16 protein-coding genes are annotated in these 14743 nt (G+C 52.7%); 12 read left to right on the top strand and 4 right to left on the bottom strand.

What is annotated here, in order from left to right:
* The 6 genes from ACZYTD_RS03090 to ACZYTD_RS03065 form a co-directional block, all read left to right on the top strand.
* The coding region (locus tag ACZYTD_RS03090) for a MerR family transcriptional regulator (protein WP_463889054.1) at positions 1 to 410 on the top strand (410 nt) is incomplete at its 5' end.
* A 25-nt stretch (positions 411 to 435) separates the two neighbouring features.
* Positions 436 to 1077, top strand: coding sequence for an alcohol dehydrogenase catalytic domain-containing protein (locus ACZYTD_RS03085; RefSeq protein WP_463889052.1), 642 nt, complete (start codon positions 436 to 438; stop codon positions 1075 to 1077).
* A gap of 116 nt (positions 1078 to 1193) precedes the next feature.
* Positions 1194 to 1586 (top strand): hypothetical protein, encoded by a 393-nt coding sequence (locus tag ACZYTD_RS03080; protein WP_463889050.1) that lies wholly within the window; start codon positions 1194 to 1196, stop codon positions 1584 to 1586.
* Positions 1587 to 1677: 91 nt separating this feature from the next.
* Positions 1678 to 2154, top strand: coding sequence for an N-acetyltransferase family protein (locus ACZYTD_RS03075; RefSeq protein WP_463889047.1), 477 nt, complete (start codon positions 1678 to 1680; stop codon positions 2152 to 2154).
* A gap of 213 nt (positions 2155 to 2367) precedes the next feature.
* Positions 2368 to 2787 (top strand): hypothetical protein, encoded by a 420-nt coding sequence (locus tag ACZYTD_RS03070; protein WP_463889045.1) that lies wholly within the window; start codon positions 2368 to 2370, stop codon positions 2785 to 2787.
* A 70-nt stretch (positions 2788 to 2857) separates the two neighbouring features.
* Positions 2858 to 3568 (top strand): ankyrin repeat domain-containing protein, encoded by a 711-nt coding sequence (locus ACZYTD_RS03065; protein ID WP_463889043.1) that lies wholly within the window; start codon positions 2858 to 2860, stop codon positions 3566 to 3568.
* A gap of 261 nt (positions 3569 to 3829) precedes the next feature.
* On the opposite strand, the gene ACZYTD_RS03060 is transcribed toward ACZYTD_RS03065, so the two are convergent.
* From ACZYTD_RS03060 to ACZYTD_RS03050, 3 genes are all read right to left on the bottom strand, one after another.
* Positions 3830 to 4312: an MgtC/SapB family protein gene (locus tag ACZYTD_RS03060; protein ID WP_463889040.1), complete on the bottom strand. Its 483-nt coding sequence runs from the start codon at positions 4310 to 4312 to the stop codon at positions 3830 to 3832.
* A 376-nt stretch (positions 4313 to 4688) separates the two neighbouring features.
* Positions 4689 to 4910: a YgdI/YgdR family lipoprotein gene (locus ACZYTD_RS03055; protein ID WP_463889038.1), complete on the bottom strand. Its 222-nt coding sequence runs from the start codon at positions 4908 to 4910 to the stop codon at positions 4689 to 4691.
* A gap of 241 nt (positions 4911 to 5151) precedes the next feature.
* Positions 5152 to 5358, bottom strand: a complete 207-nt coding sequence (locus tag ACZYTD_RS03050; protein WP_463889034.1) for a hypothetical protein — start codon at positions 5356 to 5358, stop codon at positions 5152 to 5154.
* Positions 5359 to 5723: 365 nt separating this feature from the next.
* Here ACZYTD_RS03050 and ACZYTD_RS03045 point away from each other — a divergent pair, with 365 nt between their 5' ends.
* The 4 genes from ACZYTD_RS03045 to ACZYTD_RS03030 all read left to right on the top strand — a co-directional run bounded on the left by ACZYTD_RS03045 (position 5724) and on the right by ACZYTD_RS03030 (position 8431).
* The gene (locus ACZYTD_RS03045) at positions 5724 to 5885 is read left to right on the top strand and encodes a YhfG family protein (protein ID WP_463889031.1); all 162 of its coding nucleotides are present in this window, start codon (positions 5724 to 5726) and stop codon (positions 5883 to 5885) included.
* Positions 5882 to 6478: a Fic/DOC family protein gene (locus ACZYTD_RS03040; protein WP_463889028.1), complete on the top strand. Its 597-nt coding sequence runs from the start codon at positions 5882 to 5884 to the stop codon at positions 6476 to 6478. The genes ACZYTD_RS03045 and ACZYTD_RS03040 overlap by 4 nt, the downstream gene beginning before the upstream one ends.
* A 779-nt stretch (positions 6479 to 7257) precedes the next feature.
* Positions 7258 to 7797 carry a hypothetical protein gene (locus ACZYTD_RS03035; RefSeq protein WP_463889026.1) on the top strand — a complete coding sequence of 180 codons (540 nt, stop codon included), beginning with the start codon at positions 7258 to 7260 and terminating at the stop codon, positions 7795 to 7797.
* 238 nt (positions 7798 to 8035) lie between these two features.
* The gene (locus ACZYTD_RS03030) at positions 8036 to 8431 is read left to right on the top strand and encodes a hypothetical protein (protein WP_463889024.1); all 396 of its coding nucleotides are present in this window, start codon (positions 8036 to 8038) and stop codon (positions 8429 to 8431) included.
* 103 nt (positions 8432 to 8534) lie between these two features.
* On the opposite strand, the gene ACZYTD_RS03025 is transcribed toward ACZYTD_RS03030, so the two are convergent.
* The gene (locus tag ACZYTD_RS03025) at positions 8535 to 10391 is read right to left on the bottom strand and encodes a bifunctional metallophosphatase/5'-nucleotidase (RefSeq protein ID WP_463889022.1); all 1857 of its coding nucleotides are present in this window, start codon (positions 10389 to 10391) and stop codon (positions 8535 to 8537) included.
* A gap of 450 nt (positions 10392 to 10841) precedes the next feature.
* Between ACZYTD_RS03025 and ACZYTD_RS03020 the strand changes: the two genes are divergently transcribed.
* The gene (locus ACZYTD_RS03020) at positions 10842 to 14054 is read left to right on the top strand and encodes an ExeM/NucH family extracellular endonuclease (protein WP_463889019.1); all 3213 of its coding nucleotides are present in this window, start codon (positions 10842 to 10844) and stop codon (positions 14052 to 14054) included.
* A gap of 348 nt (positions 14055 to 14402) precedes the next feature.
* The gene (locus ACZYTD_RS03015; RefSeq protein WP_463889016.1) at positions 14403 to 14732 is read left to right on the top strand and encodes a putative quinol monooxygenase; all 330 of its coding nucleotides are present in this window, start codon (positions 14403 to 14405) and stop codon (positions 14730 to 14732) included.
* Positions 14733 to 14743: the final 11 nt, after the last annotated feature.

Raw genomic sequence — 14743 nt, 5'->3', positions numbered from 1 at the left:
ACAGCAGCTACGCTGCCCCACAAGTCAAATTTATGCCCCTGGAGAAGACAATGAACATTTCCAAGTTTTCTGAGTTAACAAAATTGAGTGTTCACACTCTACGCTACTACGAGAAATTAGGTTTATTATCAAATATCTCTCGTAACGATTCTGGCCGTAGAATCTATACACAAGAAGATATCGAGTGGGTTACTTTTATCTCCGAATTGAAATCGATTGGTATGAGTCTTGAGCAAATTAAACAATACCAAGCATTGCAAGCTGTCGGTGAATCAACATATCAACAACGAAGAACGATCCTTGAATCTCATCGTAAAGCCTTAGATGAGCGGATCAGAACAGAACAATCACACTTATCCGTCCTAGATGCAAAAATGCAAAAATGTAACAAATTAAAACACTTGACTTAGAGCATGCTCTAGCTTGTATGTTGTGATGACTATTCAACGAGGTCATACAACTATGCAAACCATTACATTTAGTAATTCTGGCGATCCGGTTTCAGTTCTTCATTTAACAACACAAGACACTCCTATTCCAACTCCTGACGAAGTGCTCATTAAAGTCAAATTAGCAACTATTCAACCGGCTGACTTCTTGTTTATTAATGGCAGATATCGAGTCAAACCCATCTTTCCACAAATAGCTGGCATTGAAGGCTATGGTGAGATTGTCGCTATAGGTTCTGAGGTACGAACCAGAACGGTTGGTGATTTAGTCGCATTTAGATCAACGGGGGCTTGGGCTGAATATGCTGTCGCTCATGTGTCCAGAACATACATTGTACCCAAAAACATTGCGCAAGAAGTTGCCGCACAATTTGCTCTAAACCCGCTAACAGCTTGGGGTCTGCTAGACTTTTCAATCAAACATCCAGGCAGCAAGATTTTATATACTGCGGCAAATTCTGTAGTTGCAAAGCAATCAGCTTACATTGCAGATAAACAAGGTCACAAACCATTTGGTTTGATTCGTGACAAAGACTGCTATCAGTTGTTGGATCTGAAAACCAGACAAGCTATCAGTAGCGCAGACACAGTAGCGGAGTGCCTGAGGCAGGGCGGGAGCACACTTTGATTTTGAATGTTTTTTACTCAAAAATGGCGCGCTATATTTCATAACTCAGCAGGAAAAATCATTTTTCTCCGAGATTTTTAACGTCATACGCCTGATGGACGAAAAACAAACGAAGTATGCTCCCGCCCTGGTGCCTGAGGTACGCTGATGTTAATTTTGATGTCATCATTGATGCGGTTGGTGGTAAAGAAACTCCAATGCTCATACAACATGTAAAACCACTAGGTACATTTGTGTCATACGGTATTTTAGATAGCTCAAGTTTCACACTACAGACATCTACGATTTTGTTTAAAAATTTAACGTGGTTAGGTTTTGGTATTGATGCCTGGCTGAATCAGCTTTCTAATGAAAAACTAGCAGAGGTTGAAGTTGATCTTTGGTCATGTTTAAGTAAAAAGCCAGAGTTAGCTCCTGTCTCACAGGTATTTCACATAAGCGATTTCCAAGCGGCCATAAAAAATGCAGCTGCAAATAGAATAGGTAAAACAATAATCAGTCTGGCATAATAAATAGTTTAAGTCGTTCGCTTCGCTCACTGGGACGCGCATAAAGCCGCGCGCCCCATAACTAAAATGTTATTTTTTGAGTTTCTATCTCATGATTTCAATTCGAAAAGCAAACATCAACGACTCCGCCACAATATTGAATTTCGTGGTCGAATTGGCTAGATATGAAAAAGCGGAACATGAAGTGACCGCAACTGTGGATGACATTAAAAATTCAATTTTTGGCTCTGATACATCAACTTTCGCGCTGATATGTGAGCTTAATAATCAGCCCATCGGTTTTGCTGTTTATTTTTTCAATTATTCGACATGGCAAGGTAAAAATGGGCTTTATCTTGAAGACCTGTACATTACACCAACATCTCGAGGTCTTGGCGCAGGGAAAGCACTATTTCGTGAGCTTGCACAAATTGCCAAAGAAAAAAACTGCGGTCGTTTTGAGTGGAGTGTTTTGGATTGGAATACTCCAGCAATTGAATTTTATGAATCACTTGGCGCAACACCCAAGAGCGAATGGCTTGGTTATCGCCTTGTTCACAACCAATTCGGTGATTTAATCGAGAGTTGAAATTACATAATCGGGTAGCCGGGGGTTTCTAGTCACCACAACCCCCTGCGTGCACTCTGCACAAGGGTTTTAACTTGGAATGGTGAAGCAGTATCCAAGCATCTCGCAGCGCAAACAATCCTTGGGGTTTCCCGCTGCTGGCAACCATTACAGACCACACCACTCCGTAATCTTATGTGGAATTGCTCCCGCTAAAAAATTTTAAGGCCATATATGCATCCATACTCTTTCGTTGTTTCATTGCGCGCCGATCATCCAATGCGCGACCTGTCATTCCTCTCGGATATTTTATTGCTGGAGCAACGCCATTGTTGGATTGCTGGTGACGAGCGCAAAACCCCTAAGGGCACTTCGCTGGGTGGAACAAGAGCAGAAAGTTATTGGTCGGCCCATGTCACAACTGAAGAAACTTCATCAGAGGAGTGGCAACTTGAAGACATTCTGGAGCGTTCAATCAGCGAGATCCTGAATCACGAAAAAGAACTTGCCGAGTTTTTTGCTACGGGTGGAACAATGAACTATTTTGTTGGGCTTTATGGAGAGCGAAACTACGGTTTAATTTTCTCACCCGAGCTGATGAGTAAACTCGCGAAGGCGAAAGTGGCGCTGCAGCTTGATATATCTCCGGCTTAGGACCGTAAGGCGCAATAGCGTAGCGTATTGCGCCCTACTTGCTTCGATTAACAAAAAACGAGAACACTATATGTCAGAATGTGAAATCAAGATAAAAGTAAAGTTTGAAGATGATGCAAAGGCGTCCGACTTTGTTACCTTAGTAAAGGGTGCCAAAAAACATATCGAAAGCAACAGTGACACAGCATTACACGAATATTTACAATCCATCAATAAAACACATGACATTGAATTTGATTCCTGGTGGATACCTACATCCGTCAATCGTAGAAAAAGCAGCGTGACACTGGATATGATTGGCACTCCATCAGGGACCATTGAACAGGATATTGTCACATGGATTAAAAAAGAAGGAGGCAAAAATATTAGTGGTGGCATGTCAGGAGAACCTGGCAGTCAGGTTCTAATACCAATCTGTTGTTCTAATGCATCGAAAATAGCAAAAAATATCGAGCTGAGAGAAAGACTTTATGGCCCAACCATGTCAGGTGATATGGAAGAACTAAAAGCTCTGCTCGCAGAACTTGATGATATCGATTCCGTGGAACCTTGGACCGGAGCGACCGCATTAATGCTGGCATCGATGAACGGGCATATTGGAATGGTAGAATACCTACTTGCAAACGGTGCAGATATTAATTGGGCAGATAAGGCAACGCATGCCACCGCATTAACTTATGCCGCCAATAGAGGACACGCATCCATTGTGCAATTACTGATACGTCATGGCGCATCCAGCAAGTATTTGACTGATGAACAAAGAAAAGCGTTTGGATTGTGACCCCAAATAATTGGCAACGTCAGATCCACTGTCGACGTCACTATCATGACTGACGGCGCCCCAGGGGGGCATCCACCGCCAGCTTCACCGAGCCTCCAGCACAAACGTGCTGTTAGCCAGCCATAAGGTGTCACTTGGCTAACCATTCTAAACCTGGGTGGCAGTTGTAAATCCCTATTAGCGCTACGGGCAAAGAAAATGTGAAACCTACGCATGGCGTGTTCCAGACGTCCCCTCATCTCCAGTCCGCGCCAAGGCCCGTTATTCCTTGGTGTTTTTTTTGACCCGCAGTAACCAGGGGACGGCGGAGAGAATAAACAGAGCAACCAGAGTACTCAGTACGGCGGTTGATTCCCGGCCCATACCGGCGGCGATGCCGATGGCGGCTGTGACCCAGATGCCTGCTGCCGTAGTCAGACCGCGAGTCTCTACCTGCTTATTGCCCAGTATGATGGCGCCAGCCCCGAGAAAGCCGACTCCGGCGATCAGTCCCTGCAACACCCGGGTCAGGTCGGCAGTGGAGGCGCCTGCTTGCTGGGGGATTAACACAAAGAGTGCGGCGCCTATGGCAACCAGCATATGGGTGCGAACCCCGGCACTCTTGCCATGTTGTTCCCGCTCGTATCCCAGCAGACCGCCAAGCAGAGCCGCCACCAGAAGACGCAGCATGATACGTGTAATTTGTGCCGTGTCGGGAATGTCGGAAAACTCCGACAGCACTGTACTCCAAATCTGTTGCCACACTGCCCATTCTCCTTGAGAGCCTTTCTGGCTTTAGTGTATCTGATCTTATTGCTCGCGGTGTTTATTCAGTCGGCGCAGGGGTTGCGCCACTGAGGGAGAATAGCAAAAAGGACACCCATCCAGAGCGGATGAGTGTCCTTTTCGTTTATCGCTTATGGACGCCCCAGAGGGACATCCACCACCAGCTTCTCATCCGCCTCGGCAGCCGCAAGCCACAAAGCACCACCCGCATGCCGGCCAACGGCAACAAGGCTGCTGGCATGCCCTGGTAGTTTGCAAATAACCCTTGCATATCAGTTTGTAGGGTCCCGGATAAGCCCAAAACCCTACCACCGCCAGGAGCCGCTCAGCCCCTCTAGCGCTTCACGCATCACTCTCAACGCTCCAGTATCTGGACCACATCATCCTTTTTAACCATAGTCTCGCGTCCTTCCTCATCGTCATAGATATACATGCCTGTGGTGTCATCGAGTCTCGGCTTGCTATCTGTTGTTAACATCCGGCCATCCTTGGTGCTGATCACATATTGGGAACTGCAAGCAGCCAAACCCACCAGGCAGAACGCGCTCACCGCGACCATCATCAAAAATCGTTTCATGATTCACTCCTTAAATAAGACCTTACAATTGCAGCGTTGAGCCCTCTTCTGAGCCAATTTCGGGACACCTGGTTCAGAAGACGCTGATTGAAGTTTAGTTCAAAAAACAAACAGCAACCCTCCGGCATATGGCAAGTAATAAAAAGCCCCCTCCAACGGAAGAGGGGGCCTTTTTGTTTTTATACCCTATTGCTGACCTGCCATGCAGGCCGGACTGAGGCCCGGCCTGTCAGCGTGATGACTACTGTTGCAGTTGGCCGTTGGCGTCGTAGAAGTGCTGGGTGGAGTAATCGCCCAACGCGGGCTTTTGCAGCACCCCCTGCTGCTTGACGTACTCCACAAAGGATTGGGCGTAGTCCAGGTAGGTGTTCACGGCGCGCCCGCTGGCGGAGACGGCGCCAAAGGTGAGGTAGTTATCCTTACCCACGATCAGGAGAAGGACATCCACCCGACGCAAATATAATGCACAATAAAATCAACACATTGCATGTCATTGATTTTATTGGATGTTTTATATCAATTTGATTTTATTTGTCTTTTTCGAGAAGGGGCAACGCCTCGGCTACCCCATCCCCTCACATCCCCTTGCCCAAGCCCCGTAGGCGTGGTTAGCGAAGCGTAATCGCGTGCCTGGTTGAATCAACCGGGCCAACCAAGGGCGGAGCTCCAAAGCCTGTACGGTAGACCAGCCACAGGCGAAAACGGATCAGCCCAGGGATCGACTCTTCCGCAGGCTAATGGCCAGCAAAGAGACATAGCCAGCCTTGGTCGCTGGATTTATAATCCGTAAACAGAATTTTTCCGGAGATCAGGATGAGTAAGCCGACATTGGAAGAGAAGCAGGCCTTTGCCGCCAAGGTTCGCGCCCGAAATTACGCTGCCAGCCTGCGTCTCGAAGGGCTCAAGCCGGTTACCGATACCGCATCCAGCAAAGAGAGTCTGCTGCAAAAATATCGGTCGCGTGTGACCCAATGAGCCGGGATAAGTACGGAGCCGGAGCTGATCCCTATTGTTATCCCAACACCGATATTCTGATCAACGCTCTCGATATTCATGATGATATATGGCTCGAGGAGGCTGAACGCGACATCTCGGCTCTATGTGCCAACGCCATTGAGTTCGCCCCACCACCTTACGATCTTAACTACCTCGCACTGACTCATAAAGCACTATTTAGTGATCTATATCCTTGGGCTGGGAAACTCCGAACCATTGATATATCAAAGGGTGAGACTCGTTTTTGCTCATACCCGCGCATACAGGTTGAAGCAGGTAAATTATTCGCGGGTGTCAATTATGGCCAGCTTTTTATCGAGCTACCTCGCCAGGAACTAATAAAAAGCATCGCTGAATTCTATGCAGAACTAAATATTGTTCATCCCTTTCGCGAAGGAAACGGGCGAGCACAACGAATTTTATTCGAGCACATGATCATCAACTGCGGTTATGAGATTGACTGGTCACTGACCGATGCCGATGAGTGGTTACACGCCAACATTGCAGGTTATCACTGCCAATACCAACCTATGTATTCCATTTTAGAAAAGTGTATAGGTACTACCTTTTGATCGTTTCCTGCTAACCCCGTAGGCGCGATTAGCGAAGCGTAATCGCGCGCATGGGTCAATCGAGCAGGCCAACACCGAACGCCATAGTTATTAATCTAGTGATTGTTTTACATAGCCATATTTAAAGAGGCATCAGCTTGAAACCAATGGTTAAACTATTCTTCGTCATATTTTTTAACTGCATCGCTATCTGGTTGTGGTGGTCCTGCTCACGAACAAGGGTCATATTTAGCTGGTGAAATTAGTGATGTGATATTCATAAATCACGGTTGCACTAATGAAGCCAGAAAAAATCTTGAGTATTGTGGCGATATTAGCGTTCACTTTTCCGCAGGCTGGAACACCTCGACTATTGTCGTGGATGGCGCTGCCAATTACGCAGATATCCAAAACGTAATGTCTTTAATAAAAATTGAAAATTTAAAGGCAAACATTGAAATTCAATTCAAGCAAAAAAATATAACCATAATCGTCTGTAAAGATGAGTGACATAACCCATTATAAACTCAACGAAGGTGGTACCCGTTGGGCTTCGCCCAACTCAGCCACAACTTACGGGACAACGAGGCGGAGCCAGCAGCAAGTAGGGCGCAATATGCAATGGCCTTTTATGGTCGGCTATCGGCGTTATCCGGCGCAATACGCTACGCTATTGCGCCCTACGGTCCTGATCCTAATTCCGCTCCAGTTGCACAAGATCCGCCGGACACACCCTCTTTGATTGACTGCCGCATGAGCAATCGGTCTAAATAGGCAGCACCGTTATTAAAAGGTAAATAATGAGCCAGAAACAGTTTTCCTTAAATGGTTTAACCCTGTCTATCGCGCCATCATCAGATCATGCCGGGTATGGGCGAGTTTTTCTTGAGGTAGCAGGCCTAAGATTTGGCCAAGATAGCTTTGATGAAGAGCTGGACTTGTTTTTTTATGCTGCGTTCAATGGCTTTAAGTCCCTGTCCGGTGTTTACCCGCACTTGATGAATATCAATGCCGAACAATATCGCTCACTGGTTAATTCTGTATACGATCGCTGTTATAGCCCTGTGTTATTTGGGGAGGCAGATGGCGATGTTCTTGTCGAGAGCACAATACTGCGAATGGAAATGGCATTTGACGAAACCCTGATAGGTGTTTTTTCAGACCGGGATCAGGAGCGGATAGTACTGCATGCCTCTTGTGGTGGCGCCGAGCTGACGCTACCTCAAGGCACACTGCGTCATATATTCTCCGAGGCCGCTGGTTGGGTGGAAAAAATGATCCCCCCGAGTGGCATCTATAAGGGACGCCAATTGTCTGAACTATGGGCCGAAGTAATCTAGAAATAGCAAAAAGGACACCCATCCAGAGCGGATGAGTGTCCTTTTCGTTTCGCCTTTGGCTTTAATCGATAAAGCGGCGTCCCATGGGGACATCCGTAGAGTCATTATCCACTCCGACCGAACTATCCTGTTCAAAGAGCACATGCTGTTTTTATACCCAGCAATCTAAAGTGGATGTCCCGTCAGCACGCCTGCCAAGGCAGGGCAAATGACTCCAGCATAACCACAGGAAACCGGAATGCTATTTTTACCAGCCAGCGTGGGTGCACAATTCTGGCACCATATTGAACAACTCCCCTGGTCTGATAACAGGGTGGATTATCAGAAGATCACCCGTCCGGTTATTACACTGGATCTCTGGGTTGCCGATACAGCCCGGTTTGCCGAGTTCTTAAGCCTTAGCTCGCTCAGTCAATTTACCTTTCTGGCTCTTGCTACCGGTAGTAACAAGGCCGTAGCACTTATCCCGTTTAACGATGCCCTGCAGTTTCCAGAACAGTTATTAACGGTACAGGGGGACGCCGCCATCTTTGCTGCCAATTCGCCGGATGAGTACTTCTTTGATGAGTTTTTATTATCCTGGTCATGGCAGGCCACCGCGTTTCGGCGTAACCCTCCGGCATATGCCAAGTAATAAAAAGCCCCCATCCAACGGCAGAGGGGGGCCTTTTTGTTTTTATACCTATTGCTGACCTGCCATGCAGGCCGGACTGAGGCCCGGCCTGTCAGCGTGGGGACTACTGTTGCAGTTGGCCGTTGGCGTCGTAGAAGTGCTGGGTGGAGTAATCGCCCAACGTGGGCTTTTGCAGCACGCCTTGCTTTTTGACGTACTCCACAAAGGATTGGGCGTAGTCCAGGTAGGTGTTCACGGCGCGCCCGCTGGCCGTAACCGCGCCAAAGGTGAGGTAGTTATCCTTGCCCATGGCAGTGAAGGAGTTGGTCACCACCTTGTAGCTGCGGCTCTCGTCCAGATCCTGCCACTGGCTGCTGCCCTTGACTCGGGTCTGGATATTGTAAAGCCGCGCCCCGGCAGCCCGGGAGCGATCCACATCAAAGCGCAGACCGGCGGCATAGGGGTAGGAGCCGGTAGAGCCGTTGGCGGCAAAGGCGTAATCCACCGCCTCATTGAGCACTTGGCGGATCTCGGCGCCGGTCATGGTGAGGTTGGTCAGGGTGTTGGCAAAGGGCAGCAGGGTATAGGCCGTGCCTATGGTGATATTGCCAGCTGCCACATCGGTACGTACGCCACCGGCATTCTGGATCGCCACCTCGGCATCCGGGCTCATGGCCAAAAAGGCCTGGGCCACCAGATTGCTGATGTCCGCGCCGTGGGCGTTGGTATCGCTCTGGGCACAGATGGCACTGCGCTTGTCGCCCGGGATGCGCGACAGGCAGAGGGCTTCACTGGCTGTGCCTATGGTGATGGCCGTCTTGCTCTGCACCTGGGCGGCATAATCACTGAGTTGGGTCTGGGCGACCGGATCCGGCGTCACCACTGCCAGCAGCGGGTTGGCCGTCACCTGCGCCGTCAGGCTGCTCAGGGCATCACCGGTGAGGGCCACATAGTTGTTGCTGGCATCCTTTTGTTTGAAGCTGGCGCCCAATAGCAGATGAGGGGTGCCGCTGCAGCTCTCCACCCGACCGTGGGCATCGAAGGCCACATCCAGCTCACCCACCACGCTGGCATACTGCCAGGCCTGGGCGATACAGACCCTGTTCCCCGCCGCATCCGTCACCTGGGTCGGATAGGCCCCTTCCGGATTGAGCCCCAGCTCGCTAAAGCCACTCCCCAGCAGGGAGTGGGAGTCCCCGCCTATGATCACATCCACGCCGTTGAGTTTGGCGGCCAGCGCCTGATCGCCGCTGTAGCCGTAGTGACTCAGCACCACTATCTTGTCGATCCCCTTACGCTTTAGCTCATCAATATACTGCTGCGCCGTGGCGGCTTCATCCAAAAAGCGGGTGCTGGCATCCGGGCTGGAGGAGCTTTGGGTCTTCACACCGGTGACGATGCCGATAACGCCAATGCGCTGGTTGCCATACTGCTTGATGGTATAGGGGGTGAGGTAGTTGCCGCCCTTGGGCGCCAGCGGCGAGACGCCGGACTCGGGCACCACGTTGGCCGCCAGCACGGGAGTCTGGCAGGCGGCGGAGCCATGCAGGAAGTCGATAAACTGCTTGAGCCCCTTGTCGCCGCTGTCGAACTCGTGGTTACCCACCACCATGGCATCAAAACAGATGCTGTTCATCAGGGCTGCATCGGCCTCGCCCTGGAACAGGGTGTAGTAGAGATCCCCTGTGATGGCATCACCGCCGTGCAGCTTAAGGGGGTGAGGCTTGCTGGCCGCCAGCTGGTTTACCAGCGCCGTGACCCGGGGAAAACCGCCCAGTTGCACCTGGGTGGTCTTGCCCGCCAGCGTCAGCTCGGCGCTGGCTTCCTGCAGGTGGGAGTGGTGATCATTGATATGCAGGATATTCAGGGTAAAGGGCTCGGATTTGGGATACTCACTGTTATCCACATTGCAGCCTGGCAGCAGGCAGAGGGAGGAGCCAACCAGAACGGAGAGTAGAGAGCGGGCAAAACAGGAATTCATGACGGGGTTCCTTACAACAACATTTTTTGTTATCCACCATAGGTATAGCGCGGCCTGACGGGTAACAAGGCGTAAACCGCGAATAACCACCACCATCAGAGTGCTCGCGCCGGATGACACTTTGATTAAGCAGCGCCACCGCCCTCCTCGTCCCCCCGCCACTGGGAACACGAATAAAATATTGAATAAAATCAACAAGATATATCATGTTGATTTTATTCAATATTTTGTATCTATTTGATTTTATTGGTATTTGTGTATGGCGCTAATTTACGGCACGCCGGGGCCAGCGGTAGCCAATCTAGTCTATCACCTTGATTACTAATGCTTTTTTCCTAGCAGACTGAGTCATTAAAACGCCATCCAGATGTCAAGGCCACGCAATAAATCGGGAGGATGCTGCGGGGGCTTCGTTTCCGAAAGGAAGCCCAAATCATCAAAGGAAGAATCATGTCCCTGCGTCTCTCTGCCTCCGCGCTGGCTATCGCCGTGGCGCTTGCCCAACCGGCCCGGGCCGAACTGCTGATCACCGAATACCTCGAAGGCAGCAGCAATAACAAGGCCATTGAACTGACCAACAGCGGCACCGCGCCCCTGGATCTGGCCCAATACCGCCTCGCCCTCTTTGCCAACGGCCGTGCCATCAGCGAGACCCCCACCAATAGCCAGAGCCTCTCCGGCTCGCTGGCCCCCGGTGCCTCCATGGTGCTGGTGAACTCCTCAGCGGATGCCACCTTGAAGGCCAAGGCCACCCTGCTCTCTGCCGTCGCCAACTTCAACGGTGATGATGCGCTGGTGCTCTACCGTAATGAGGAAGTGATCGACAGCTTAGGTCAGGTGGGTGTCGATCCCGGCACCGCCTGGATCGGCAACGGCCTCACCACCCTGGATATGACACTGCGCCGTCAGGCCGGGATCACCCAGGGTCGGGTCGATGCCACCGCCAGCTTTGACCCCTCTGCCGAGTATGTGGCCGCCGCCAAGGATGATGTGACCGGGCTGGGTTGCAGTGGCGAAGCCAGCTGTGGCGAGGCGCCGGTCGCCTTTGTCTGCCCCTCAGTGCTGGTGCCCATCCCGGCGCTGCAGGGCGACTCGGATCGCACGCCCTTTATCGCCGAGGGACAGAGTGAATCCCCAAGCGCCCTGGCCACCAAGGGGCGCGTCACCCAGGTGGTGAGCGGCCTCTACAAGGGCTTCTTCCTGCAGGATGTCACCGGCGATGGTGATCCGCAGAGCTCCGATGGCCTGTTTGTCTACAGCACCAGCGTGCCTGCCGACATCAAACCCGGGGTCGAGGTGTGCGTTCAGGGCAAGATCAAGGAGTATTACCAGCTGACCGAGCTGGCCGCCGAGCAGATGGTGGTCACCGACAGCAACGTGCAACTGCCCGAGGCCGTGGCCCTGATACCGGAGGAGGGCGAGAGCCTTGCCAACCTGCTGGAGCGTCACGAAGGGATGCGGGTGCGCCTCACCCCCCAGAGCGATCTGCGCATCACCCGTAACTTTGGCTACGACTACGCCGCCAAGCGTAACAATATGCTGCTCTCCCAGGGGGCGCCCCTCTTCAAGCCGACCCAGAAATATCCGGCCCTGAGTGCCGAGGCCACGGCGCTGGCCGCCGCCAATCGCCTCAATCAACTGGTGGTGGACAGCGACACCAAGGCCGCCGATGGGGTGGTGCCCTGGTATCCGGCGCTGGATGCCGACAGCAACTACCTGCGCATCGGCGCCCGCATCAGCAACTTAAGCGGAGTGCTGGGCTACTCCTATGATCACTACCGGCTGCTGACCGATAACCAGATTGGCGCCGCCGATATCGACGCCAGCGGCTGGGATCGCCGTGCCGAGCCGGAGCTTGCCAACAGCGGCGATCTGCGGGTGGCCAGCTTCAATGTGCTTAACTTCTTCACCACAGCCATAGGCGGCGATGCCAACCCTACCGGCACCAATCGCGGCGCTACCACCCAGGCCGACTTCCAGCTGCAGCGCAGCAAGATAGTCAACGCCCTGCGCCTGCTCAATGCCGATGTGGTCGGGCTGATGGAGATCGAAAATAACGGCTATGGCAGCAACTCGGCCATCGCCAATCTGGTGACGACACTCAACGCCACCCTGGCTAATCCGGACGATCACTACGCCTATGTCGCCTCCCCCGATGGCCAGCCCATCGGCAGCGATGCCATCACGGTGGGATTGATCTATCGTCCGGCCCGGGTCACGCCCACTGGCAGCGCCCGCATTCTGCCCATGCCGACCCAGAGCGCCACGGCACAAGATGCCAAGGGCAACAGCGTGACCATCAATCAGGCCATGCGCGATGCCCTGCTGCAGCAATTCACCGCCCCCAACGCCGATGCGCCGCTGACTCTGGTGGTCAACCACCTCAAGTCCAAGGGCTCGGCCTGCTTTGAAGATTACCCCGACTATGTGAGTGCCGAACCGCTGGATCTGCAGGGCCACTGCAACGCCCTGCGGGTCTCCGCCGCCAAGGTGCTGCGCGACACTCTCGCCGACGAGAGCGGCGATCTGCTGCTGCTGGGCGATCTCAACGCCTACGGCCAGGAAGATCCGGTGCGGGTATTGACCGACTACCAGGCCGTGGCCGGTGAGCGGGCCATCACCACCGCCGCCCATACCCGACTGGCGGGTGAAGAGTACGAGGTCACAGGCAGCGCCATCGACAAGGGACTGGGGCTTATCAACCTCAATACCCGGTTCCACGGCACCGACACCTACTCCTACAGCTATGAAGGCGAGCTGGGCAACCTGGATCAGGCGTTGGCCAACCGCAAGTTAGCCGCCAAGGTCATAGGGATCGAGGATTGGCATATCAACGCCGCCGAGAGCAATCTGTTTGAGTACAGCCCGCAATATACCGGCAGCCTGGCCAAGTCCGAGAACCCCTACAGCTCCTCGGATCACGATCCCATACTGATTGCCATCAGCTATCCGCAAGCCCCGACCGGCAACCTGAGCCTCACCTCGGCCACGGCCCAGGGCAAGGAAGGCAGCACACTGCAGTTACTGGTCAAACGCAGCGGCGGCAGCCGTGGCGAGGCCAGCGTCAGCTACCGACTGAGCCACAACAGCACGGACGAGCAGGATGTGAGCCTGACGCAGGGCACCCTGCACTGGGCCGCCGGAGCGGAGGGAGAGCAGAGCATCAGCCTGGTGCTCAAGAGCGACAAGCTGCTCGAAGGCGACGAGCAGTGCCAGATCGAGCTCTTTGATGCCAGCGGTGCCAGCCTGGGAGAAACCAGCCACAGCACCATCACCATTGCCGATCTGCCGCCAGCCCTGGTGAATCTCGGCAAGACGCCGACCCGCATCGGCGAAAACCGTGGCTGGCTGCGCATTCCGCTGGAGCGCAGTGGCGATCTGAGCCAACCCCTGCGCGTCCAGCTCAAGCTTAATGGCGGCACCGCCCTGCCCTGGCATGACTTTATCTCCTGGGGCAACACCAGCTTCTACTGGCCAGCCGGTGACGCCTCACCGCGCGCCCTGCGCCTGTGGATCCTGGATGACTGGAGCAAGGAGCAGACCGAGCAACTGGTGGTGAGCATCGCCAAGGTCAAGGGTGGTGAAGTCGGAGCCCAGGCCAGCGCCACCATTGCCATTCGCGACAACGACGCCAAGAAAGCAAAATCCCAGGCCGGAAAATAAAAACTGCAAAGGGCCGGAAACGGCCCTTTATAACGTGAACAGAAATGCCATGAAAATGAAAACATTCGGGTCGCCATATCACACCAGTAGTATGCAGAGCTCTCTGCAACTAGCCTATGGCAGAGTAGATCGGATGGCGGAGTAGATCGGCGTGTTGCATGCTATCTGTTTCTTCTGGCCAGCTGGTAGACGAGCATTATCTAACCCCTCCCGCTTCTTGCTCATAGGGTTAACAGGAGAGGTACAGCGCCTAGAGACTCAGCCTCTGCCACTTGCAAACCCGCTTCATTTACCGGATAAACAGGCAGAGAATAGCGTTTTATACCAAGCCTTCCCCAAGGAGAGAAAATGAGTCAACGTGTTTACTGCATCGCCCAGTTCGAGCCCAAACCGGGCCAGCTGGAAGCGTTGTTTCGGGTGTTGCAGGCGCTGGAGCCCGACACCCTGCGCGAGGATGGCTGCGTGCAGTACCGCATCACCCGCCACATTCCCAGCCCCTTTGCCGAGGGCACCAGCTTCCCCCTGGTGTTCAACGAAATCTGGGCCAATATGGAGCTGTTCGAGGCGCACTGCCAGAAGCCCTATATCAAAGCCTTCTTCGAGCAGCAGTGTGTCAGCCCGGATGGGCTGGTAGCCAAATGGAATGTCTGCGTCTACAGCGATGAGCTGCCGGCGTAAGCCCCAAGCTG

Source organism: Pseudaeromonas sp. HNCC25DJ180 (genome assembly GCF_055413345.1).
This window is presented reverse-complemented; position numbering and strand designations above follow the sequence as displayed.